Annotated in this window: 17 protein-coding genes; 15 read left to right on the top strand and 2 right to left on the bottom strand. The window is 65.2% G+C overall.

Annotation, left to right across the window (positions count from 1 at the left end; all coding sequences use genetic code 11):
* Window positions 1–61 precede the first annotated feature (61 nt).
* From ISP20_RS15990 to ISP20_RS15925, 14 genes are all read left to right on the top strand, one after another.
* Window positions 62–577 carry a sigma-70 family RNA polymerase sigma factor gene (locus ISP20_RS15990; RefSeq protein ID WP_204637104.1) on the top strand — a complete coding sequence of 172 codons (516 nt, stop codon included), beginning with the start codon at window positions 62–64 and terminating at the stop codon, window positions 575–577.
* Window positions 570–1,685 carry a FecR family protein gene (locus ISP20_RS15985; RefSeq protein ID WP_204637103.1) on the top strand — a complete coding sequence of 372 codons (1,116 nt, stop codon included), beginning with the start codon at window positions 570–572 and terminating at the stop codon, window positions 1,683–1,685. Before ISP20_RS15990 ends, ISP20_RS15985 begins: the two co-directional genes overlap by 8 nt.
* 128 nt (window positions 1,686–1,813) lie before the next feature.
* On the top strand, window positions 1,814–4,615 hold the full coding sequence (locus ISP20_RS15980) for a TonB-dependent receptor domain-containing protein (protein ID WP_239535966.1): 2,802 nt from the start codon (window positions 1,814–1,816) through the stop codon (window positions 4,613–4,615).
* Between the two features lie 78 nt (window positions 4,616–4,693).
* Window positions 4,694–6,226, top strand: a complete 1,533-nt coding sequence (locus tag ISP20_RS15975; protein WP_204637102.1) for a CehA/McbA family metallohydrolase — start codon at window positions 4,694–4,696, stop codon at window positions 6,224–6,226.
* 376 nt (window positions 6,227–6,602) lie between these two features.
* Window positions 6,603–7,559, top strand: coding sequence for an HAD family hydrolase (locus tag ISP20_RS15970; RefSeq protein WP_239535964.1), 957 nt, complete (start codon window positions 6,603–6,605; stop codon window positions 7,557–7,559).
* A gap of 98 nt (window positions 7,560–7,657) precedes the next feature.
* Window positions 7,658–9,325: an arylsulfatase gene (locus ISP20_RS15965; RefSeq protein ID WP_204637100.1), complete on the top strand. Its 1,668-nt coding sequence runs from the start codon at window positions 7,658–7,660 to the stop codon at window positions 9,323–9,325.
* Window positions 9,326–9,525: 200 nt separating this feature from the next.
* Window positions 9,526–12,039: a fused MFS/spermidine synthase gene (locus ISP20_RS15960; RefSeq protein WP_239535962.1), complete on the top strand. Its 2,514-nt coding sequence runs from the start codon at window positions 9,526–9,528 to the stop codon at window positions 12,037–12,039.
* Between the two features lie 17 nt (window positions 12,040–12,056).
* Entirely contained in the window at window positions 12,057–13,037 is a 981-nt protein-coding gene (locus ISP20_RS15955) for an AAA family ATPase (RefSeq protein ID WP_239535960.1), read from the top strand.
* Window positions 13,038–13,047: 10 nt separating this feature from the next.
* Window positions 13,048–13,998, top strand: coding sequence for a DUF58 domain-containing protein (locus tag ISP20_RS15950; protein ID WP_204637098.1), 951 nt, complete (start codon window positions 13,048–13,050; stop codon window positions 13,996–13,998).
* 5 nt (window positions 13,999–14,003) lie between these two features.
* Window positions 14,004–14,507, top strand: a complete 504-nt coding sequence (locus tag ISP20_RS15945; RefSeq protein ID WP_204637097.1) for a DUF4381 domain-containing protein — start codon at window positions 14,004–14,006, stop codon at window positions 14,505–14,507.
* Window positions 14,494–15,516, top strand: coding sequence for a VWA domain-containing protein (locus tag ISP20_RS15940; protein ID WP_204637096.1), 1,023 nt, complete (start codon window positions 14,494–14,496; stop codon window positions 15,514–15,516). The genes ISP20_RS15945 and ISP20_RS15940 overlap by 14 nt, the downstream gene beginning before the upstream one ends.
* Before the next feature lie 3 nt (window positions 15,517–15,519).
* A complete protein-coding gene (locus ISP20_RS15935; protein WP_204637095.1) occupies window positions 15,520–17,130 on the top strand; it encodes a VWA domain-containing protein in 1,611 nt (536 codons plus the stop codon).
* A complete protein-coding gene (locus ISP20_RS15930; RefSeq protein ID WP_204637094.1) occupies window positions 17,127–18,461 on the top strand; it encodes a BatD family protein in 1,335 nt (444 codons plus the stop codon). The genes ISP20_RS15935 and ISP20_RS15930 overlap by 4 nt, the downstream gene beginning before the upstream one ends.
* Before the next feature lie 136 nt (window positions 18,462–18,597).
* Window positions 18,598–21,066, top strand: a complete 2,469-nt coding sequence (locus ISP20_RS15925) for a tetratricopeptide repeat protein (RefSeq protein ID WP_204637093.1) — start codon at window positions 18,598–18,600, stop codon at window positions 21,064–21,066.
* 60 nt (window positions 21,067–21,126) lie between these two features.
* Here ISP20_RS15925 and ISP20_RS15920 read toward each other — a convergent pair whose 3' ends face one another.
* The gene (locus ISP20_RS15920) at window positions 21,127–21,540 is read right to left on the bottom strand and encodes a DoxX family protein (protein WP_204637092.1); all 414 of its coding nucleotides are present in this window, start codon (window positions 21,538–21,540) and stop codon (window positions 21,127–21,129) included.
* A gap of 143 nt (window positions 21,541–21,683) precedes the next feature.
* Window positions 21,684–22,496 carry an SDR family NAD(P)-dependent oxidoreductase gene (locus tag ISP20_RS15915; RefSeq protein WP_204637091.1) on the bottom strand — a complete coding sequence of 271 codons (813 nt, stop codon included), beginning with the start codon at window positions 22,494–22,496 and terminating at the stop codon, window positions 21,684–21,686.
* A gap of 202 nt (window positions 22,497–22,698) precedes the next feature.
* Between ISP20_RS15915 and ISP20_RS15910 the strand changes: the two genes are divergently transcribed.
* Window positions 22,699–23,310 (top strand): hypothetical protein, encoded by a 612-nt coding sequence (locus ISP20_RS15910; protein ID WP_204637090.1) that lies wholly within the window; start codon window positions 22,699–22,701, stop codon window positions 23,308–23,310.
* The last annotated feature ends 156 nt before the right edge of the window (window positions 23,311–23,466 follow it).

Here is a 23,466-nt window from a genome sequence, read left to right as displayed (position 1 = left end):
TAGGCTCCTTGCGGTCTGAGTGCCGTAGCCTTCCTCGGCAAATGCGGTCGGAGGTGGCGCGGTGCGTGAAAAGCATGGGGCGTGGTCGGCGTTGTTCGCGGAAAAAGGCGCCACGCTGAGCAAGTATTTCCTGCGCCGGGTGGCGCATCGATGGGACGCGCAGGACTTGGTGCAGGAGGTCTATCTGCGCCTGTTGCGCATCGAACCGGCCGACGCGGCCAATATCCGCAGTCCCGAGGCCTATCTGTTCACCGTCGCCGCGAATCTGGTGAAAGAGCACGCCGTGCTCCGCCAGCAGCAGCCGATGGGCAGCGACGAACTGGAGCAGGTGGTCGAGCAGCTGGCTGCGCCCACCAATCTCGAGGCGGACATGGACAGCGAGCTGCGCCAGCAGCGCCTGGGCGTGCTGATCGATCGCCTGTCGCCCAAATGCAAGGCCGTGCTGATCATGCACTACCGCGACGAGCTGTCGTATCGCGAGATCGCCAAGCGCATGGCCATCTCGACCAGCATGGTGAAGAAGTACATCGTGAAAGGCTTGGCAGCATGCCGGCAAAGGATGGCCGACTATGAATGATTCCACCCAGTTCGATGCCGCACGACAGGCGCGCCGCATCACCGAACAGGCCGTGTCCTGGTACATCGAGCAGCAGGAGCCGCTGAGCGAACGCCAGCGCGTGGCCTTCCTCAACTGGCTGCGCGCTTCGCCGCGGCACGTGGCGGAGTACTTCGCGGTGGCGCAGATGCACGGCGATTTCAAGGCGGCCGCGATACTGAAGACGATCACCGCCGAGGAATTGGTGGAACGGGCCGGCCGCGACAGTCCCGTGGTGATGTTCCCGCTGATGGGCAGCGCCATCGCCAAGGAACATCGGCCGCGTACGGGCCGCGCGCGTCGCGTGGCTGCCCGCGCGGCCGGTCTGGTCGCGGCGGTGCTGATGGCATGGCTTGGCGTGGGCTACTGGCGCGAGGCCAATGGGCGGGTGGAACGCAGTTTCCAGGGCGATACGGCGGCCGTGCGCAGCGTGACGCTGCCGGACGGAACGCTGGTTCAGCTCGACCAGAACAGCAGGATCGACGTGCATTTCGACGGGCGCTTCCGCCGCATCGAGGTGGTTCGCGGCAACGCCTTGTTCGATGTGGGCAAGGATGCGAAACGGCCGATGCTGGTGCACGTCGGCGGCCATGTGTTGCAGGACATCGGCACCGTCTTCGATGTGAAGCGTGAGGCGGGCGGCGACACGCTGACCGTGATCAGCGGTCACGTGCGCGTGCTCAATGCACTCGATGCGTCGCACAAGGACGAATTCGCCTCGCTGCTCGACGGCATTGCCGTGGCCGACCTCACCGCCGGCCAGCAGATTTCCCTGAACGTGGCGGGCGTGAGCACCAAGCAGCCGGCGCAGATCGCCAGGGCCACCGCGTGGCTGCCGTCGGAGATCCGCTTCCAGCACGAAACCATCGGCAACGTGGCGCGACGGTTCAATGCGTATACGAGCAAGCCGCTGGTGATCGAGAACGAAAGCATTGCCGATGAACGCATCAGCGGCATCTTCCACGCGGACAATCCGCAGGCGTTTGCCGCCTATCTGTCAACGCTGCCGGATGTGCGTGTGGTGGAGGAGCGCGATCGCGTTCGCATCGTCGCTTCGAGCCGAACTGCAACAAAAAATGGATCCATGTAAGAAAAGATTCATGCAATCGGAGGTGCCCGGTTTCGCGCCGGAGGGCTCTTCAAAGGTATGGGCCGGCAAAAAGTGCTTAGCGCGCTGCATGCCGGCCACCACTTACCCCACTCAGAGCTGCTCCCCACATGCGTAATCGTTTGGCCTTCCAAATCGCACTCGCGCTTGGCGTGTGCCTTCCCCTGGCGGCGCTTGCCCAGGCGCCCGCTGCCACGCACACCACGGCGATCGCACCGATGCCGCTTTCCAAGGCATTGGAGAGCTTCTCGCATGAGGCAGGCATGCAGGTCGTCTATGGCTCCGAGATTCCGGACACCGTCCGCAGTCCGGGTGCCGATGCGGGCATTGCCCCGGAGCAGCAGCTGCGCCAGTTGCTCACGGGTACGGGTCTCAGCTATCGCCTGGTCACACCCAACACGGTGACGATCGTCCCGGGAAACGTGGCAGCCAATGCGGGCAACCCGGCCTCCGCTGCGGTGACGACGGCCGGTAGTGCGGGTGGCGAGGCATTGGCCGGCGACACGACGGCTGCTTCGGGAAGTGGCAAGAGTGCCAAGGATCTCGATCAGGTCGTGGTGACCGCCCGCTCCGGTGTGGACGAACGCACCAAGGCGCAGACCAGCTATTCGATCACCACCATCGACGAAGATCGCCTGCGCATGCAGAACCCCACCAGCGTCACCGAGGCCTTGAAGTCGGTGCCGGGCTTCTGGGTGGAAGCGTCCGGTGGCGAGGCCAGCGGCAACATTCGTGCGCGCGGCATTCCGGTGGACGGCTTCGGTTCGGTGAACCTGCTGGAAGACGGCATCCCGGTGCAGCACGATCCGGCCCTGGGTTATCTCAATGCGGACCAGGTGTTCCGCCTGGATGAAACCATCGACCGCATCGAAGTGGTGCGCGGCGGTCCGTCGTCGATCTTCTATTCGAACGCGCCGGCCGGCGCGATCAACTTCATTCCGCGCCAGGTTGGCGATTCCGCGGAAGGGCTGGTGAAGTACACGCTGGGCAATTACGGCCTCAATCGCCTGGACTTCTGGTACGGCACGCCCATCGGCGATGGCTGGAAGTTGAGCGCGGGCGGTTTCTATCGCCAGGACAACGGCATCCGCAGCCCGGGCTACACCAACGACCAGGGCGGCCAGTTGCGCGCCACGCTGTCCAAGCAGTTCGAGGAAGGCAGCATCAGCTTCGACATCAAGCGCATGGACGACAAGGTGGCGCTGGATCTGGGCATCCCGATGTTCCGCAATGCCAGCGGCGACCTGCAGGCCGTGCCGGGCTTCAACGGCAACTACGGCACGCTGGCCGGCCCGGAGACCGAACATATTCAGATGATCCAGGGCAACGGCAGCCTGTACAACTTCGACAACTCGCTGGGCACGCAGGTCAAGCGCACGCAGTTCACGGTGAAGTTCGACTACAACCTGGGCGACGACTGGAAGATCGCCGAGAACCTCCGTTACAGCGATACGGATACCGTGCGCAACGGCGTCTATCCGAACGCCGTGCAAACCGAAGCCGATTTCGCCGCCACGGCGAAGACGCAGCTGGCCAAGTACTACCCGAGCGCCGCCGGCACGCAATTGCAGTATGTCGACAACGGTCAGGCCTATAACGCCAGCCCCAACAACGGTCTGGTGGTGACCGGTGGCCTGCGTGGCATCACCATGCCGATGAACGAATTCACCAGCGACACGCGCCTGCTGCGCAAGTTCGAGTTCGGCGACCAGACCCACGACGTGACGCTGGGCTACTACTACGCGCACTTCAACCAGAGCTTCGATCGCTACTCGTCCACCGCCATCCTCACGGCGACGGACAATGCGCGTCTGCTCGACGTGGTGGCGGTGGATGCCGCCGGCAACGCGCTCGGCAAGCTCACCAACAACGGCATCTACGGTTACGGCTACGAGTGGGCGCATGCCAGCGGCACGTCGAGCACGAACGCGTTCTACGCCTCCGACGAATGGCAGGTCAACGACAAGCTGCGCATCGACGGCGGCGCGCGCTGGGAGCGCGTGAATACCACCGGCTGGACGGAACTGTCGCAAAACGTGAACCTGGGCACGCCGCCGACCAACAACATCCTCACCGGCACCGGGCAATACGTCGACTACGATCACAGCTTCAGCAAGCTGGGCTGGACGCTGGGCGCCAACTATCAGTTCAGCGAACACCAGGGCGTGTTCGCGCGCTACACCTCCACCTTTCGCCTGCCGAACCTGAGCTCGTACATCACCACGCCGACGGCCACGCCGATCACGCAGACGATGGCACTGCCGGAGATGGGTTACAAGTACAGCAACCGCTACATGGATGCGTACGCTACGTTGTTCTATACCAAGTACAACAACGTGAGCTTCAGCAACTACGTGTTCGATCCCAACTCGGGCGTGTCGACGCCGCAGACGGGCTACGCCGATACCGAGACGTACGGCCTGGAACTCGAAGGCACGTTCTATCCGTCCAAGTGGTTCGATGTGCAGTACACGGCGACGGTGCAGGATCCCAAGTACAAGGGCCTGACCTATACCACGGTGACGGCGGGCGCCCCGGTGCTGCTCGACTACGACGACAACCAGCTGATCCGCGTGCCGAAGAAGAGCTTCCGCGTGGTGCCGGGCGTGAACCTGCTGGACGACAAGCTGCGCCTGCAGATGTCCTACGAGTACGAAGGCCGCCGCTATGTCGATACGGCCAACTCGGTGGTGTTGCCGCAGTACCACACCATCGGCCTGAGCGCGCGCTACCAGATGACGCCGGAGCTCTCGTTCTTCCTGTATGCCGACAACCTCAACAACTCGCTCGGCCTGACCGAAGGCAACCCGCGTGCCGGCGAACTGGCCAGCAGCGATGCGACCAAGAGCGTGTTCATTGCGCGCCCGCTGTTGGGCCGCTCCTTCCGCGCCTCGGTGATGTACCGCTTCTGACGGCGACCGGCGTTTGGCATCCTGCGCGTCGCACCGCATGGCGGCGCGCGGGATGGTTTTTCCTCCAGGAAACTCCTCATGAACGAGAGTTCGCGTTATTCCTATCGCTTCCTGGCGCTGCTCGCGCTGTGGCTGGCGATCCTGGGCGTTGCCTGCGCCACCGATAGCGAACCGGACGTGGTGCTGCACGGCTCGCTTCAAGGCAGCGACAACCACACCTATCGCGAAGTGCCGTTCCAGGTGCCCAGCGGCGTCAATCGCATCACCGTGCAGTTCGAATCCACAGGCCGCGCCGAACACACGACTATCGACCTGGGACTGGAAGACCCTGATGGCTTCCACGGCCCGCAAGGCCTGCGTGGCTGGACCGGCGGCAGCAAGCGCTTGTTTACCGTGGGCGTGCTCGACGCGACGCCGTCGTTTTCGCCGGGGCCGATCCAGCCAGGCCGCTGGGCACTGCTGCTTGGCATTCCCAATATCCGTCCCACGTCCAAGGCGGATTTCACGGCGAAGATCTGGTTTGGCCATCCGGGCGATCCGGCCTGGCTTCCCGCGGTACTCAATCCGCCGCTGCGCAGCGGGCCGGGTTGGTACCGGGGCGATCTGCACATGCACGGCGCCCATAGCGACGGTAGCTGCCAGACCCAAAGCGGCGACGCACGCGTGCCGTGCCCACTGGTGTTCACCGTGGAAGACGCAGCGAAACGCGGGTTGGATTTCATCGCGCTGAGCGACCACAACACGGTGTCGCAAGCGAACGACATCCGCGAGCTGCAGCCTTATTTCGATCGACTGCTGCTGATTCCGGCACGCGAAGTAACCACGTTCCAGGGCCACGCCAATCTGTTTGGCAGCACCGAGCCGCTGGATTTTCGCCTGGGCAGCAAGACCGTGCCCGACTGGAACGCGTTGCTGAAGCAGGCGGCGCTCCTGCACGGCGTGTTTTCCATCAATCATCCGAACCGCCCCAACGACGAAACCTGCATGGGTTGCGGATGGACGCCGGAGCTGCCGGTGGACATGCGCGGATTCCAGGCCATCGAGGCGGTCAACGGCATGGATGCATCGAGTCCGAAGTACACCGGTATTCCGTTCTGGCAGGATCAGCTCAACAAGGGTTTCCATTTGACCGGTATCGGCGGCAGCGACAACCACAACGCGAAGCTGCCGCTGCCGATGGCCGGGGGCAGCATGGCGATCGGCTTGCCGACCACCGTGGTGCACGCCAGCGAGCTGTCGATGAAGGCCATCCTTGATGCCATTCGCGCCGGTCACGTGTTCATCGATGCGCAGGGCAGTCGCGATCGCTCGATGGATTTCGTGGCGAGCGTGGACGATCGCTCGGCCGAGATGGGCGATACGCTGGCCGCGCCGGCGGGCAGTGCGGTGCACGTGACGATGCATGCTACGGCCGTCGATCGTGGCAGCGTCGAGATCATCGTGGATGGCCAACCGTTCCACCCGAGCACCGATATGTCGATCCACGGCGCCACCCAGGCGTTTGCGTTCGATTGGCCCAGCGACGGCAAGCAGCACTGGATGCGCGCCAACGTGCGTGCTGCGGATGGCGCGTTGCTGCTGGTGGGCAACCCGGTCTACCTCAACCACTGACCGCCATTGCCGAAGGCGCACCGTGATGGTTCTCGCGGTGCGCGCCTTCACTCGATCCTCACGAGCACGGGACAGGCGGCGCGATTTTCTGCGGTATCGCCGTTCACACCGTAGTTTTGCTTAGAACCCCTAGGTAGTCTCTCGAATTGTCAGTGCCTCCCAAATCCGCGACCGTGATCATCGGCGCGTCGTGTCACCGCGCCCGGGCCGGGCGCCGGATCCCATAGCGCGCCCATCATGAGTTGTCGTCGCTGACGCTGACGGCACCGATCCATGGGGAGATGCTTGGATGCACGCCGCCATTCGCCCTGTTAACCGCGGGGCATTCGCGCGAAACACCTGGGCGGTTCGCTGGGCGTTGTGCTGCATGCTTGGCATGCTCATATGGGCCAATGCCTGCGCGGCAGCGGACGACCCGCTGCCTTCGTGGAACGACGGAACCACCAAGCAGCAGATCCAGGGCTTCGTCAAGAAGATCACCACCACCGGCTCATCGGACTTCGTGGAGCCGGCCAAGCGCATTGCCGTGTTCGACAACGACGGCACGCTGTGGGCTGAGCAACCGGCCTACTTCGAATTCTTCTTCGCGCTGGACCAGGTGAAGGCGATGTCGCCCCAGCATCCGGAATGGAAGACCACCGAGCCGTTCAAGTCGGCCTTGGCGGGCGACATGAAGGGGCTCGCCGCGTCGGGCGAGAAGGGCATTCTGGAGTTGGTGGCCGTCACGCACTCAGGCATGACCACCGATGAGTTTGCGCGCAACGTGAGCCAGTGGGTATCCACGGCACGGCATCCCAAGACGCAACGGCCGTTCACGGAGATGGTCTACCAGCCCATGCTGGAGCTTTTGCACTACCTGCGCGACAACGGTTTCAAGACCTACATCGTCTCCGGCGGCGGCCAGGATTTCATGCGCGCCTGGGTTCCCGCGGTGTACGGCATTCCCCCCGAACAGATCGTCGGCAGCCAGGGCGAGTTGAAGTACGAGCTGCGCAACGGCACGCCCGTCATGGTGAAGCTGCCCAAGGTGGCGCTGATCGACGACGGCCCGGGCAAACCCGTCGGCATCCAACGCGTCATCGGCGTCAAGCCGATCTTTGCGTTCGGCAATTCCGACGGCGATCAACAGATGCTCGAGTGGACCGCTTCCGGCGACGGCGCGCGTTTCGCTGGACTTGTTCACCACACCGACGCCGCTCGCGAATGGGCGTACGACCGCCAATCGAAGATCGGCAAGCTCGACAAGGCACTGGATGAAGCGAACGCCAAGGGCTGGACCGTGGTGGACATGAAGAAGGACTGGAAGGTCGTCTACCCCTCGGAAAAGCCATGACGCATGACGACGGCGCAGCGCCTTGAGCGCCGTTGCGGAATGAAAGATGTGATCGACGGTGGCTGCCCCGTGCAGTCGTGCACATTAGGAGGTTCCCCATGTTTCGCCCGTGGCAGCGCAGCACCTTACTCAAGTCACTGACGACGGTAGTCGCGACGGCGTTGCTCGTCGTGGCGGCTGTCACCCTTCAACCGCCCGCCGCCAAGGCACAACCGCCGGCGCAGGATCAGCAGCAGGAGCAGGCGAACAGCGGCAAGCCGAACATCCTGGTGATCTTTGGCGACGACGTGGGCATCTCCAACATCAGCGCGTATTCGATGGGCCTGGTGGGGTATCGCACGCCCAACATCGACCGCATTGCGCGCGAAGGCATGATCTTCACCGACTACTACGGCGAGAACAGCTGCACGGCGGGTCGCTCCACCTTCATCACGGGTGAGAACGTCCTGCGCACCGGCATGTCGAAAGTGGGCGTGCCGGGTGCGCCCGTGGGCATCCAGGATGGCAACGTCACCATCGCCCAGGTCCTGAAGGGCATGGGCTATGGCACGGCGCAGTTCGGCAAGAACCATCTCGGCGACCAGGATCGCTTCCTGCCGACCAAGCATGGCTTCGACGAATTCTTCGGCAACCTCTATCACCTCAATGCCGAGGAAGAGCCCGAGCGTCCGTATTGGCCCAAGGACAATCCGGATTTCCTCAAGGTCTATAACCCGCGCGGCGTCCTGCACACCTTTGCCGACGGCAAGATCGAGGACAGCGGTCCGATGACCAAGAAGCGCATGGAGACCATCGACGACGAGACCACCGGCGCCGCGATCTCCTACATCCAGAAGCAGGCCAAGGCTGGCCAACCTTTCTTCACCTGGATGAACTTCACGCGCATGCACATCTTTACCCATGTGCGGCCGGAATTCGAAGGCAAGGCGGGCCTCGGTGCCGGCGACATGTATGCCGACGGCATGTGGGAAATGGACCAGAACGTGGGCAAGCTGCTCAAGGCCCTGGACGATGCCGGTATTGCCAAGAACACCATCGTCATCTTCACCACCGACAACGGTCCCAACTTCTTTACCTGGCCCGACGCGGCAAGCACGCCTTTCCGCAGCGAGAAGGATTCCAACTGGGAGGGTGCCTTCCGCGTACCCGCCATGATCCGCTGGCCGGGCCACATACGGCCCAACACCGTGAGCAATGCGCTGATCTCCGGTCTCGACTGGTTTCCCACCCTGGTGGCCGCTGCGGGCGATGGAGACATCGCCGGCAAACTGCTCAAGGGTTCGAGTTTTGGCGGCAAGAGTTTCAAGGTGCATCTGGACGGCTACAACTTCCTGCCGTACCTCACAGGCCAGACCAACGTGAGTCCGCGCACGGAATTCTTCTACTTCAATGACGACGCCGAAGTGGTCGCCATACGCTTCGACATGAACAGCAACGGCGCACAACGACCTACGGCCTGGAAGGTGGTGTTCTGCGAGCAGAAGGCGCCGGGCGGCATGCAGATATGGATGGAGCCGTTTGACTGCCTGCGCACGCCCAAGCTGTACAACCTGCGCATGGATCCCTACGAGAGGGCGGATATCGGGCCGACCAACGGTTACTACCAATGGGTAGCCGAGAACGCCTACTTACTGTTCGAGGGCAATCGCCGGGTCTTCAACATGCTGGCCACGTTCAAGGATTTCCCGCCGAGCCAGACGCCGGCGACGTTCTCGATCGATCAGGCCGAACAAGCACTCAAGCGCCAACTCGAACAGAAGAAATAAGCAGCACGCTTTAACGGCGGCACGGATGTCGCCGCAACGGAAGCAGGAAACGCCAGTTGTCGCAGCGATGCGCGACTGGCGTTTCGCCTTCTGACCGTTGCGATATCGGCGCCGGCCATTCCTACTTAAGTAACGAACCACACGCCGATTCCTCCCTATACTCAAAAGCAATCCAGCCTCGCGCGAGTTGCATGCCTGTCATGAAGCCTCCTCGTGTTGGACAACATGCCTTCGTGGCGAAGCGCGCGGTTTCCCCGCTGAATGCCGCGCTTGCGCTGCTGCTATTTGGCTCCGGCGCGGCGTCGCTGGTGTACCAGCTGCTGTGGATCAAGCAGCTGTCGCTGGTGGTGGGCGTGGAGGTCTATGCCGTCACCATGGCGGTGAGTGCGTTCTTTGGCGGGCTGGCCGTGGGCGGTGCGTGGCTGGGGCGCAAGGCCGACGACCTGCAACGGCCGTTGAGGCTGTACGCCCTGCTGGAGGTCGCGGTGGCGATCCTGGCCGTGGCCACAACGGTTGCGTTGACGCACAGTGCGGCGGCATTCGCGCTGCTGGAGCAACGGGTCGGTTGGCTGGCCTGGCTGTTGCCGTTCGTGTTGGTTGGCGTTCCCGCGGTGGCGATGGGCGGTACGTTGCCTGTACTGGTGCGTGCCGCGGCGCGCGGGAGTGTCGCCCGTACCGGCGGACGTCTCTATGCCGCCAATACGGCGGGCGCCATTGCCGGCGTACTGGCCGCTCCCTTTCTGTTGCTGCCTGTATTGGGCGTGCAGGGCTCGGCCTGGGCTGCCGCTTCGATCAATGGACTGGCGGCTGCGCTTGCGCTGGTGATCGATAGACGCATTGCGCTGCCTGCGCCTCCCGCGAAGGAGAAACAGGCGGGTGCCTCACCATCCGCGCGACTTGCGCTTGCCCTGTATGCCGTCGCTGGCGGCATCGCGCTGGGTTACGAGGTGGTGTGGTCGCAGACGGTCGTGCAGTTCATGAGCACGCGCGCATTCGCTTTTTCGGTGATGTTGGCGGTCTATCTGCTGGGCTTGATGGCGGGAAGCGCGATTTACGCGCGCTTTGCCGATCGCGTCCGCGATGGCTGGCTGGCGTTTGGCGTGCTGATTGCGCTGGCCGGTTTTGTCGCGCTGTTGCAGGTGAGCTTGCTCGGCGACTGGTTGCCCACGCTGCAAACCCAGGCATCGAATCTGACGATGGCGATCACGGGGAGCCGACTCGCCGCGATGTGCGCACGCTTTGCGGTCGCCGCGTCCGCGATCGTGCTGCTGCCCACGTTGTTTCTCGGCGCTGCGTTTCCCGCCGTGCTGCGTCTTTCTGCCCATCAGCAAAGCGCAGGGCGAAATGTCGGCCTGGCGCTGGCACTCAATACGCTGGGCGGCATCGCGGGCACCGCGCTGACCGGTTTCGTGCTCGTGCCTGCGTTTGGCCTGGTGCATTCGCTTGCGCTGCTGGCGATGGCGGCCTCCGTGGTGGGTTTGCTCGCCGTGTTCGCGGGCTCCGTGCAGCGTCCGCGCCTGCGCTGGAGCGTGGCGCTCGTCGCGGTCGCCTCGCTCGCGGTGGCGGCGCTCACGCCAGCGCAGAAACTCGCCGATCTGCTCGCGCAAGGGCGCGGCGGCGAGGTGACGTATTACGAGGAAAGCCGTGGCGGCACGGTGGCCGTGCTTGCGCAGGGGCAGGGCGAGCAGCGCTTCCACCGGCTGTACATCCAGGGCGTGTCCAATTCCGGCGATACGTTGCCGTCGCTGCGCTATATGCGGCTGCAGGCGCTGTTGCCCTTGATCATCCATCGCGGCGAGCCGCACTCGGCGCTGGTGATCGGATTCGGCACCGGCATCACGGCCGGTGCGCTGTCGCAGTATCCGGGGCTCAGCACGCGCGTATGCGCCGAGCTGTTGCCGGCGGTGGTGCGCGCCGTGCCGCAGTTCCAGGGCAATTACCGGGCTGGCAGCGATGGGGGCCTGGAGATTCGTTTGCGCGACGGCCGCCGCGAATTGCTGGCAAGCACGCAGACCTACGACATGATCACGCTGGAACCGCCGCCGCCTTCGGCCGCGGGCGTGGTGAACCTGTATTCGCGCGATTTCTACCAGCTGGCCGCCAGGCGGCTGGCGCCGGATGGCGTCGTCGCCCAATGGTGGCCCATTCCCACCCAGAACGATGAGGACTCACGCGCCATGGTGCGCGCCTTCCTGGACGCGTTTCCCCACGCCACGCTGTGGACCACGGAACTGCACGAAATGCTGCTGATCGGTTCGAACCAGCCGATCGAATTGGATGCCGCCCGGATCGAGCGACGCTTCAACCAGCCCTCCGTGGCGAAGGCACTGGGCGAGGTCGGCATTGCATCGCCGGCCGCCTTGCTGGCCACCTGGATGGGCGATCGCGACAGCCTGGAGCGTTATGCGGGCAAAGCAGCTCCCGTGACGGACGACCGCCCGAACATCGAATACGCCACCTGGGTGCGCCGCAACGAGCTCGTTCGCGTGCTGCCCGAGCTCGTGGCCGTTCGCAACGAACCGCGCGTGCAAGGTGCCAGTCCCGAGCTCATCGCCGCGATGCATCACCAGCGCGACCTGCTTTTCACGTTCTACGCCGCAGGCCTGGCCGCCTATCAAGGCGATCGCGAGCATTGGTCGCAGGCGCTTGAACTGGTGCTGCAGGCCGATGGCCAGAACCCCTATTACCGCTGGATTGCCGGTGGCGGTCCCTGATCGAGCCGCGAGGTCACATGAACGCGAAAGAAGCCATGGCGACGCTGCAGACACAGATGGAACGCTCCATCATCGGCCAGCGCGACCTGATCCGGCAGATGATCGTCGGCTTGCTGGCCAACGGACATCTGCTGCTCGAAAGCCTGCCGGGGCTCGCCAAGACGCGTGCGGTGAAGAGCATGGCGAAGAACCTGGATACCGACATGCGGCGCATCCAGTTCACGCCCGACCTGCTTCCTTCCGACATCACCGGTACCGAGGTGTTGCACCAGCAGGGTGGCCAGAACATCTTCCAGTTCCAGCCCGGGCCGATCTTCGGCAACGTCATCCTGGCCGACGAGATCAACCGTGCGCCGGCGAAAGTGCAGGCGGCGCTGCTCGAAGCGATGGAAGAGCGGCAGATCACCGTGGCGGGCACCACCCATGCGATGCCCGAGCTGTTCATCGTGATGGCCACGCAGAACCCCATCGAGCAGGAGGGCACCTACCCGTTGCCCGAAGCGCAGCTGGACCGGTTCCTGATGAAGGTACTGGTCGACTACCCGGACAAGGACAGCGAGATCCAGGTGCTCGAACTGGTGCGCAGCGAAGAAGTGGCCGCCTCCGCCAAGACCGCCGCCGCGCAGATCACACGCATCGAGCCGGCCAGCGTATTCGAGGCGCGCGGCGAGATCCATGCGACGCACGTGGCGCCCGCCATCGAGCAGTACATCATGGCGCTGGTCGATGCCACGCGTCATCCGGCCAACTACGACAAGGCGCTGGCCAGCTGGATCCAGATCGGTTCCAGCCCGCGCGGCGGTATTGCGCTGGAGCGCACCTCGCGCGTCAACGCGTGGCTGGATGGGCGCGGCCACGTCACGCCCGACGACGTCCGCGCGATGGCGCATCCGGTGCTTCGCCATCGCATCATGCTTTCCTACGACGCCAGCGCCGAAGGCATCCATGCCGATCAGGTGATCGACAAGATTCTCGAGCTGGTGGCGGTGCCGGCCTGAGCGCTGCGCCATGGCAGAGATAGCGGCCAGCGATGTCGGAACGGTCTATGTCACGCCCGCCCATCTGGCGCGCATGGAATACGACGCGCGCCGCCTCAACGCCACGCCGCACCGTCCGCATCACAGCATCCTGGCGGGCCGGCATGCGTCGCGGCTGCGCGGACGCGGCCTCAATTTCGAGGAGATCCGCGCTTACGTGCCGGGCGACGATCTTCGTCATCTCGACTGGAAGGCGTCGCTGCGTGTCGGCCGCGCCCTGGTGCGTTCGTATACCGAGGAGCGCGACCGGCCCGCGCTGTTCGTGGTCGACCAGCGCATCTCGATGTTCTACGGCACCCGCCGCGCGATGAAGTCGGTGGTGGCGGCGGAAGTCGCCGCGCTGGCGGCGTGGATGTCCTTCCAGGCGGGCGATCGCGCCGGTGCTGTGTTGTTCGACGACAGCGCAATCCACAGCATCCGCGCCCATCGTAGCCGTACGCGCGTGCAGGCCGTGCTAAGTGCGTTGGCACGTTGCAATCAGGCGTTGCGCGCCGACAGTCCCGTGCGGCCCAATGCGGGACAACTGGACGCCGCGCTGCGGGCTGCCTTGCACCTGGCCACGCACGATTACCTGGTGTGCATCGTCAGCGACTTCTTCGGTGCGGACGAGCAGACGCTGCAACTGGTGCGGGAACTGGCCACGCACAACGACGTGGTCGCCGTGCTGGTGTTCGACCCGTCGGCGCGCGCCGTGCCCGCGCGCGGCAAGATCGTGGTGACCGAGGGCGAGCTTCAGGTCGAACTGGATTTTGCACGCAAGGCCATCCGCGAACCGCTGGGCGCCATGTTCGAGCAGCGCCTGGCGCAGACGGAGGATCTGGTGCGCCGTTGCGGCGTGCCGATGCTGACCATCGACACCGAACAGCCCACGCTGTTGCAGGTGGCGCGGATGCTCGGCCACTTCGCGCAGCGGCGGAGTTGAGCGCGATGCTGCTGCCTGCCGCCAAAGTCCCGATGGCGTCCATCGCCGATCTCAAGGACATTCCGCCGCCGCCTCCGGTGTCCTATATGCCGCAGACAGCGGGTTGGTGGGTGCTGGGCGGCCTCATTCTGCTTGGCCTGCTCGTGTTTGCCTTGCTCAAGTGGCGCAAGTGGATGCGCAATCGCTATCGGCGTGAGGCACAGGCCGAGCTGGCTGCGATTGAAGATGCGCTGGTCGATCCGGCGCGGCGAGCCGACGCGATGGCCTCGATTCCTGCCCTGGTCAAACGCACGGTGTTGGCTTGGGCGCCGCGGCAACCGGTGGCGCCGATGAGCGGCGATGCGTGGCTTCGTTATCTCGACGGCACCTATGCCCAGGGCGGGTTCGTGCAAGGTCCCGGTCGCACGCTCGACCGGCTTGCCTACGGCGATGGCGCGATCGGCAACGACGAACTCGCCTCGCTGATGGCCTTGCTGCATCGATGGATCGACCACCATGTTCGAGCTTGAATACCCCTGGCTGCTGCTCCTGCTGCCGTTGCCCCTGCTGGCATGGTGGCTGCTGCCGCCCTACGGCGAGCGCACGAAGGCGATTCGCGTGCCGTTTTTCGACGACCTGGCCAAGGCCACCGGGCAGACGCCCGCGCGCGGCGCGGTGATCCTGCGCGGCAACTGGCTGCGGCGCATCCTGGCGCCCGTATGCTGGGCGCTGCTGGTGTTGGCCCTGGCCGGGCCGCAGCGATTGGAGCCGCCGATCGAACGCACCGAATCGGCGCGCGACCTACTGCTGGCGATCGATCTGTCCGGTTCGATGGCAACGCCGGACTTCCTCGATGCGCAGGGCCGGCGCGTCGATCGCCTGAGCGCGGTAAAAGGCGTGGTGGACGATTTCATCCGCCGTCGCGCCACCGACCGCATCGGGCTCATCGTGTTCGGCACCAACGCGTTTCCGCAGGCGCCGCTGACGCTCGATCACGTGGCCGTGCGCGAGTTGCTGGACGAATTGCGCGTGGGCATGGCCGGCGAGCAGACCGCCATCGGCGATGCGGTGGGTGTGGCGGTGAAGATGACCGCCAGTTCGCAACAGCGCGAACGCGTACTGATCCTGCTTACCGACGGCAACGACACGGCGGGTCGCATCCCGGCGGAGAAGGCCGCCGAGATCGCCAAGGCCAACCATATCGTCATCCATACCATCGGCATCGGCGACCCCGATGCCAAGGGTGAGAACCGCGTGGACCTGGCGGCGCTGCAGCGCATCGCGACGGCTACCGGCGGGCGGAGTTTCCGCGGCGAGAATGGCGAGCAGCTTGCAGGCATCTACGCCTTGCTCGATCGTGTCACGCCGAGCAAGGTCAAGCACTCGGTCTACCGGCCCAAGCTCAAGCTGTATTACATCCCGCTGGGCGCGGCCTTGTTGCTGATGATCGCCTATCACCTGCTGATGCTGGGTGTGCTGGCGCCATTGGCGCGCAGGCATGCCAGCGCATCGCTCTCGCCCGAGACGCCGGGGAGCTGAGCGATGGAGCAGGGCTTCCATTTCATCCGTCCGCTATGGCTGTTGCTGCTGCCGCTCGGCCCGCTGGTGCTGTGGTGGTGGCAGCGGCGCAACGATCCGTTGCAGCGCTGGAAGGGCATGATCGCGCCGCATCTGCTGGCCCATCTGGTGGTGGGCGACAGCGAGCACTGGCGTGCGCGTCCGATCCATCTCGTCTGCGCCGTGATCGTGATCGGCAGCATCGCCTGTGCCGGCCCGACCTGGGAACTGGAATCGCCACCGTTTGCGGAAGACCGCGCGCCGATGATGGTGGCGATGGATCTGTCCCCCGCGATGAATGCCATCGATGTGTCGCCTACGCGGCTGGAACGCGCGAAACAAAAGGTGCGCGACCTGATGAGCTTGCGGGTGGGTGGGCGCACCGGCCTGATCGTGTATACCAACACCGCGCACATGGTGCTGCCCCCCACGGACGATGCGGCGCTGATGGAGATGTTCCTTTCCGCGCTCAGCACCGACCTGCTGCCGGGCAAGGGTCAGAACTCCGCCGCCGCGTTGGCGCTGGCCGATCGGCTGCTCGATGCGGAAAGCGATCCCGGCACCATCGTGTTCTTCACCAGCGGCTTCGACGATGCGCAGATACCGGCGTTCGTGGCGCATCACCAGCGCTCGCGCCAGCAGGTGTTGATGTTGGCCGTGGGCACGACCAAGGGTGGTCCCCTGCGTACCGCGTCCGGTGCCATGCAGACCGGACAGGATGGTGCGCCCATCGAGGCGAAGCTCGACGACCAGGCTCTGCAGCGACTCGCCTCGCAGGCGCATATCCCGCTCACCAGCATCACCGCCGGCAATGCCGACATGCAGTGGGTGCAGCGCGAGGCCTTGCATCACCTGCAGATCATGAACGACAAATCGTCCGTGCACTGGAAGGAATACGGCTATTTCCTGTGCTATCCGCTGGTGTTGCTCAGTGTGTTCTGGTTCCGTCGTGGTTGGGTGGTGCGATGGGTGCTCGTGCTGGGATTCGTCGGTGTCGGCGCGATGCCGTCGACGGCATCGGCCGCCGACTGGCACGTGGCCGACTGGTTCTTTACGCCCGACCAGCAAGGGCGCTGGTACTACGAGCATCGCGACTTCGAGCAGGCCGCGCAGCACTTCCAGAATCCGTACTGGAAAGGCCTGGCGCTCTATCAGCATGGACGCTGGGAAGACGCGCAGAAGATCTTCGAGACGCTGCCCGGCGCCGATGCGAAGCTGATGTCCGGCAACAGCTACGCGCACCAGTTCGAATACGAGGAGGCCAAGGATGCCTACAACGAGGCGCTGCGCATGCGCCATCCCTTCCCGGAGGCGGAAGCCAATCTGCAGTTGATGACGATCCTGATCAAGCAGCGGGCTGACGTCCCGCCGGAAAAGCAGGACGAGGATACGCGCCCCGACCAGATCAAGCAGGACAAGGAAGGCAAGCAGGGCAAGGACACCTCGACGGTGCAGGGCCAGCGCCTGATGCCATTGCCGGCCGACGTATGGATGCGCAATCTCAGCGTGTCGCCGGCCGATTTCCTGCGTACCAAGTTCAGCATCGAGAGCGGCCAGCCGGCCGCTGCGTCGAGCAATGGGGGAGCACCGCCATGAAGGCCTGGCTGGCGAGTTGTCTGTGCTGGGTCGCGATCATGGCGCACGCCGATCAAGCGGCGCCGCCAGCGCCTCCCGTGCAGGTGCGTGTGCACGCCGTGCCGACCGGTTCACTGATGCAGGGCGAGACGGCGCGTATCGCGGTGGATCTGCTCACGCCGGATTTCTTCACCGATGCCCCGGTGCTGCCCGAGCTGCATGTCGACGGTGCCTATCTGTCGCTGTCCGACGAGACGCCCGGTCACCTGGTGGAGACGGTGAATGGGCAAACCTGGTCGGGCGTTTCGCGCACCTATCTCCTCACGCCGCTGATGTCGGGCGCGATGGAGATACCGTCGTTCGAGATCACCGCGCACGTGGGCGCCGCGCGCACGCCGGTCAGCGTGCAGACCCAGCCGCTTTCGCTCAGTGTGCGTGCGCTGGTGTTGCCGCCCGGTGTGAGCGAGGCGTTGATCGCCGGTTCGGTCAAGCTCACTCAGACCATCACGCCACAGGACGGCAGCCTGCACGTGGGCGACACCGTCACGCGTCGCATCGAGATCGTGGCCGAAGGCGCACCGGCGATGATGTTGCCGCCGACGACCTTCGCGCCGGTCGACGGACTTACCTTGTACGCCGCCTCGCCAGTCACGCGCGATGCGGTCGACAGTCACGGCGGCTTCGTTGGTGGCGACCGCGTGGACACGGCCAGCTACGTGATCGGGCATCGCGGCCACTATCGTTTGCCGGCGGTCACCGTGCGCTGGCTGGACAGCCGCACCCGCCAATGGCGTGAAAGCACGGCACCCGAGGTGCGTTTCCACGCGTGGTGGGGCGCTCCGGACAAGCCACGCTTTGCCTTGCCTGGGCGTGGATTCATGCCACGCCTGATCGGCTGGCTTTCCAGCGATGCCGGTTTGGCCGTGCTGCTGTTGATCGTGCTGGGGTGGCTTGGCTGGTTCTTTCGCGATGCCTGCCGGCGCGGCTGGCAGCGATGGCAGGCGTGGCGGTATCGCCGGCGCCATTCCGAACCGGTGGCGTTTCGCGCGGTCAGGCGCCAACGCCAGGCCAGCTCGGCCGCCGCTATGGCCGAGGCGATCGATGCCTGGGTGCGCCGCGCCGCCGATGACGGTGCGCCTGTCAGCGTCAGCGCATGGGCCAGCCGCTACGGCGACGCCACGCTGCGCGTGCAGTGGGCCGGTGTGCAGGATGCGCTGTACGGCCAAGGTGGATCGGCGTGGTCGGCATCGTCGCTGGTCGATGCGCTGGGCAGCGCACGGCAGCGCTGGAAACACAGCCGGCGCCGCTGGCGTCACCGCAGCGCGTTGCCGCCGTTGAACCCGCTCAACTGATGCGCCGCATCGTGCAGTGCGCTGCCGCTTTCACGGCTTCATCGCCCGCGGCCGCTACCATGCCCGCGCAGCCGGTGGAAAACAGTGCCCCAGGAAAGGTGCGCAGAACTCAAACCGTAGGCGGGGAGACGAAGGGATGGCGCGTTCCAAGAGGAGCCACGGCAAGCGCTCTGGCAAGACGGCGTCCGCGCGCCCGACGCCGCCCGTGGTGGCACCTTCCGGGCAAGGGCAAGGTCGGCTCTGGTGGATGCCGCTGGGCCTGGGCGTGCTGGTGCTCGTGCTGCTGGGCCTCTGGTGGCTGCGCGTGCCGTCGCCCGGCGTGGCGACCACGCCCGTGGCATCGGTGGCCACCGTCCCCACGCCTGCAGCGGCTGCGCTGCCAGCGGCGCATTACGTGGGTGCACAAGCCTGCGCCTCCTGCCATGCGAAGGAAACGCAGGCCTGGCAGACCTCGCATCACGCACTCGCCATGCAAGTGGCGGACGACAAGACCGTGGCGGGGCGGTTCGACGGCAACACCTTGAAGCAGGACAGTGCCACGGCCAGCTTCGTCAAGCGCGACAAGCGCTACTTCGTGAAGACCGACGGGCCGGACGGCAAGCCCGGCGAATTCGAAGTGAAGTACAGCTTCGGCGTCTACCCGCTGCAGCAATACCTGGTGGCGTTTCCCGATGGCCGCCTGCAGGCGCTGCGCACCGCCTGGGATGCGCGCCCCGCGACGGCAGGCGGGCAGCGCTGGTTCAATCTCTATCCTGGCGAACACATCGATGCGCACGACACGCTGCACTGGACGCGCCTGAACCAGAACTGGAACTACATGTGCGCGGACTGCCATTCCACCAACCTGCAGCGCAACTACGACCTCACCAGCAACACCTTCAAGACCAGTTGGAACGAGATCAACGTGGCGTGCGAAGCCTGCCATGGTCCCGGTTCGCGCCACCTCGAATGGTCGAAGGCCAGCGAAGCGATGAAAAAGACCGATCCCTCGATGGGCCTGGGCATCGCGCTGGACGAACGCAAGGGCGTGCACTGGATTGCCAACCCGGTGTCCGGCAATCCCGCACGCAGCGCGCCATTGGCGACGCACCGCGAAGTGGAAACCTGCGCGGTCTGCCATTCGCGGCGCAGCATCATCGCCAAGGACACCGCGCCCACGGGCCGCCTGATGGATACGCACGATCCGGTACTGCTCACGGAAGGCCGCTATCACGCGGACGGACAGCAACTGGATGAGGTCTATGTGTATGCCTCGTTCCTGCAGAGCCGCATGTACGCCAAGGGCGTCACCTGCAGCGACTGCCACGATCCGCACACCGGCAAGACGCGGGCGCAGGGCAACGCATTGTGCGAGAGCTGCCATACGCCGGCCGTGTACGACACGGCGGCCCACCATATGCACAAGCAAGATAGCGCGGGTTCGCAATGCGTGGCCTGCCACATGCCGTCGAAGAACTACATGGTGATCAACGCCCGCCCGGATCACTCCATCCGCGTGCCGCGCCCCGATCTCACCGTGCAGTACGGCGTGCCCAATGCATGCGCCCAGTGCCACGCGGACAAGGGTGCGCAGTGGGCCGCCGACGCCATCGCCAAGGCACATGGTCCCGAACGCAAGGGCTACCAGCACTTCGTCGACGCACTGGATGCCGCGCGGCGTGGCAAGCCTGGCGCGGCCTCGCTGTTGACAGCCCTGGCCGCTGACGCGAGCTCACCGACGATTGCGCGCGCCACGGCGGTCGACGAACTGCGCCACTACGCCAGCCCGGATGCGGTGCCCACGCTCCAGGCCGCGCTGGGCGACGCCGATCCGCTGATGCGCGAGGCCGCACTGGATGCGTTGCTCGCCTTTCCGCCGGAAGTGCGCGGGCCGATGGCGGCGGCATTGGCGGACGATCCGGTGCTCGCCGTTCGGGTCAAGGCCGGGCGTGTGCTGGCCGGCGTGCCGGATGCACCGCTCGATGCCGGCCAACGCGCCGCACGGGATCGCGCCTTCGCCGTTTACCAGCAAGCGCAGGCCGCGATAGCCGAGCGGCCGGAGTCGCATTTCGACCTGGGGCTGGTCTATGTCGAACGCGGCGATACTGCCGCTGCGGAGCAGGCATTCCGTCAGGCCCTGAAGCTGCAGCCGGATTTCGTGCCGGCCTATGTGAATCTCTCCGACATGTTTCGCGCCACGGGGCGCGAGGACGAAGCGGTCAAGGTCATCGACGAAGGCCTGGCGCTCGTGCCCGAGAACGCCAGCCTGCTGCACGCGAAGGGGCTTGCGCTGGTCCGCCAGAACCAGCCGCAGCAGGCGCTGTCCTGGCTTGAGCGCGCGCATCGCGCCGATCCCGCCAATCCGCGTTTCGCCTATGTGTACGGGGTGGCGCTGAACTCGGCCGGCAAGGGCGAGCAGGCGCGCAAGCTGTGGGAGGAAAGCCTGCGTGCGTCGCCATACGATCCGTCGTTGCTGTTCGCGCTGGCGGGCGCGGAGCGCGATGCCGGCAACGCGGACAAGGCGCGCGGTTACGCCGAACGCCTGGTAGCCGTGGCCCCGCGTTCGCGCGAAGCGCACGAGTTGCTGAAAAGCCTGGGCGGCGGCGATGCGCCCAGCTTCCACTGAGCGGAGCGTGCCCGGCCTGACGCGAGTCGTCGCGTCAGGCGCCAGCGGCCTGCGGACCGCCTATCGCTTGTCCAGCGAGTACTTGCCCGGACCGGCGACACACAACAGCAGCAGTCCGCCGCTGATGCTCACGTTCTTGTAGAAATTGATCATCGTGCCGATGCGCTCGGGATCGACCATATGCCAGAACTGGTGCCCGATCACCGCCGCGGCCAGGGTGTAGAAACCCAGCAACAAGGCCAGCGGGCGCGTGTAGAAGCCCACCACGATGGACAGGCCCACGACGAACTCCAGGAACACCGCGACAGATGCGACGACCGTTGGCATCGGAACACCGACCGAGCCCATATAGGCCACGGTCGCCGAAAAGCCGGTGACCTTGAACCAGCCGAAGATCACGAACAGAACCATCAGCAAGAGGCGGGCAAGGAGAAGCAAACCGTCCCTGCTGCCTGCCAATAACGTATATCGCATGGTCGTTCTCCCATGGTTCTACGCAAGCGTGACGCTGTGCAAGGCGCGCGAGTGATGCTCCGCGTGGATCGCGCCGCCGGGGCGGCGCGGTCGGCCCCACTATATGCCAGCGCGCACCGGATGGCGCAGCTGGCCTTCGCATTTCAGGCGTCTTCGGGAATGTCGCTCTTGTAGCGGTCGGCGGCCACGTTGCGCGAGAGCTCCGGTGCCATGCGGCGTCGTGCTTCGTCGAAGCGGTTCCATTCCTCGATATCCGGCAGCGAGGGAATGGTGATCACTTCGCCCTGGTCGTAACCGGAGAGCGCGGCATCCACCATTTCGTCCACTTCCATGATCATCTGCGCGGGAATCGCATCGAGCCCGCCGATCTGGTCCCAGATCTCGGTGCGCGTGACGCCCGGCAACACGCATTGCACGCGCAGGCCATGCTCGGCCACTTGCTTGTGCAGCGCGAGGGTATAGGTCAGCACATAGCTCTTGCTGGCGGCATAGGCGCCGCCGAACAGCTCCGGCGCAATCGCCAGCGCCGAGGCGATATTGATGATGCTGCCGTGACCGCGCGCCAGCAGTCGCGGCAGCAACGCGGCAACCAGCCGCGACGGTGCGGTGACGTTGAGTTCGATCATGCCCTGCACGACCTCGGGCGAGGCCTGCGCCAGCACCGACCCGCCACCCACCCCTGCGTTGTTCACCAGGATGCCGATGCTGTCGTCGTCGCGCAGGCGCTGCTCGACCTTGGCCCGTTCGGTCGACGAGGTAAGGTCCGCCGCCAGCACATCGGCTTTTACGCGATATTCACGCTCAAGACGCGCAGCCAGTTCCTGCAACCTGGCTGCATTGCGCGCCACCAGCACCAGCGGGTGGCCGCGTTGGGCGAAGCGATCGGCATAGGTGGCGCCGATGCCGCTGGATGCGCCGGTGATGAGGACGGTGTCGAGCGGTTCTGCGACGGACATGCGTGTCTCCAGCAAGGGCGCGAGGCGAGCGCCACGCGGATGCCCGCAAGCTTGCGCCTGCATCGCTGCGCTGTCACGCCCCGGGCCTGGGTAGAAGTACGTAGCCCGGCCGAGTGGTTTTACGCTCGTGACGCGCCACATCCTGGACGAACATGGCGGGTGCCGCGTGACCTGGGCGATCGACACTCAGAGGAGACCCGCCATGAAGCATTTCCAACGTTCCACCCGCTGCCTGATCACCGCAGCCATCGCGCTGTCGACACCGCTTTTCGCATGGGCGCAGCAGACCGAAGCGCCCGTCAATTCCACCGTGCACGAACTGGGACGGGAAGACCGCACGATCACCGCGACCGTCGTGTCGGTGGACCAGGCCACGCGCATGGTGACGTTGAAGGGACCCAAGGGAAAGGAAGTGACCGTCCAGGCCGGCCCCGAAGTGCAGAACCTCGACAAGGTGCAAGCCGGCGACCAGGTGACCGCGCATTACCAGTCGGCGGTGGCGGTGCAGGTGATGCCGGCCGACAGCGCCCAGGCCGGTGTGGACTACCAGGCGGGCCAGGCCACCGCGCCCAAGGGCAGCGAGCCGGGCATGAAGGCCGGGCAGACGGTCACGGTGACCAGCAAGCTGTCCGCGGTGGATCTGAAGAACCACACGGTGACGCTCACCGGACCCGACGGCAAGGAGCGCACCATCGAAGTGAAGAACCCGGAGCGCCAGGCGCAGCTGTCCAAGCTCAAGGTGGGCGACATGGTGGTCGCGACCTATGTGGAGGCGTTGGCGGTGACGGTGACGCCGAAGGCGAAGGCCAAGTAAGCGGATGGGAGAGGGGCGTTATGCCCTCTCTTTATTTCGCGATGCACTTCACTTCTCCCTCTCCCCGCTGGGGAGAGGGTCGGGGCATTGCCACCTTTACGGTGGTGAGGGCCGGGTGCTCGCGGGAACGCGTGGGTCTTCTTTTGTGGGAGCGCA

Source organism: Dyella kyungheensis (assembly GCF_016905005.1).
In the GTDB taxonomy this organism is placed as follows: Bacteria; Pseudomonadota; Gammaproteobacteria; order Xanthomonadales; family Rhodanobacteraceae; genus Dyella; species Dyella kyungheensis.
Note: the sequence above shows the minus strand (reverse complement) of the source record. Positions and strands in the feature narration are given on the sequence as shown.

Bases quoted from the DNA above. Each gene is read 5' to 3' on its own strand.
- ISP20_RS15950 (WP_204637098.1), top strand. From the start codon at position 13,048: ATGGCAGAGATAGCGGCCAGCGATGTCGGAACGGTCTATGTCACGCCC.
- ISP20_RS15910 (WP_204637090.1), top strand. From the start codon at position 22,699: ATGAAGCATTTCCAACGTTCCACCCGCTGCCTGATCACCGCAGCCATC.
- ISP20_RS15980 (WP_239535966.1), top strand. From the start codon at position 1,814: ATGCGTAATCGTTTGGCCTTCCAAATCGCACTCGCGCTTGGCGTGTGC.
- ISP20_RS15965 (WP_204637100.1), top strand. From the start codon at position 7,658: ATGTTTCGCCCGTGGCAGCGCAGCACCTTACTCAAGTCACTGACGACG.
- ISP20_RS15940 (WP_204637096.1), top strand. From the start codon at position 14,494: ATGTTCGAGCTTGAATACCCCTGGCTGCTGCTCCTGCTGCCGTTGCCC.
- ISP20_RS15920 (WP_204637092.1), bottom strand. From the start codon at position 21,540: ATGCGATATACGTTATTGGCAGGCAGCAGGGACGGTTTGCTTCTCCTT.
- ISP20_RS15915 (WP_204637091.1), bottom strand. From the start codon at position 22,496: ATGTCCGTCGCAGAACCGCTCGACACCGTCCTCATCACCGGCGCATCC.
- ISP20_RS15975 (WP_204637102.1), top strand. From the start codon at position 4,694: ATGAACGAGAGTTCGCGTTATTCCTATCGCTTCCTGGCGCTGCTCGCG.
- ISP20_RS15955 (WP_239535960.1), top strand. From the start codon at position 12,057: ATGAACGCGAAAGAAGCCATGGCGACGCTGCAGACACAGATGGAACGC.
- ISP20_RS15970 (WP_239535964.1), top strand. From the start codon at position 6,603: ATGCTCATATGGGCCAATGCCTGCGCGGCAGCGGACGACCCGCTGCCT.
- ISP20_RS15960 (WP_239535962.1), top strand. From the start codon at position 9,526: ATGAAGCCTCCTCGTGTTGGACAACATGCCTTCGTGGCGAAGCGCGCG.
- ISP20_RS15925 (WP_204637093.1), top strand. From the start codon at position 18,598: ATGGCGCGTTCCAAGAGGAGCCACGGCAAGCGCTCTGGCAAGACGGCG.
- ISP20_RS15935 (WP_204637095.1), top strand. From the start codon at position 15,520: ATGGAGCAGGGCTTCCATTTCATCCGTCCGCTATGGCTGTTGCTGCTG.
- ISP20_RS15930 (WP_204637094.1), top strand. From the start codon at position 17,127: ATGAAGGCCTGGCTGGCGAGTTGTCTGTGCTGGGTCGCGATCATGGCG.
- ISP20_RS15945 (WP_204637097.1), top strand. From the start codon at position 14,004: ATGCTGCTGCCTGCCGCCAAAGTCCCGATGGCGTCCATCGCCGATCTC.
- ISP20_RS15985 (WP_204637103.1), top strand. From the start codon at position 570: ATGAATGATTCCACCCAGTTCGATGCCGCACGACAGGCGCGCCGCATC.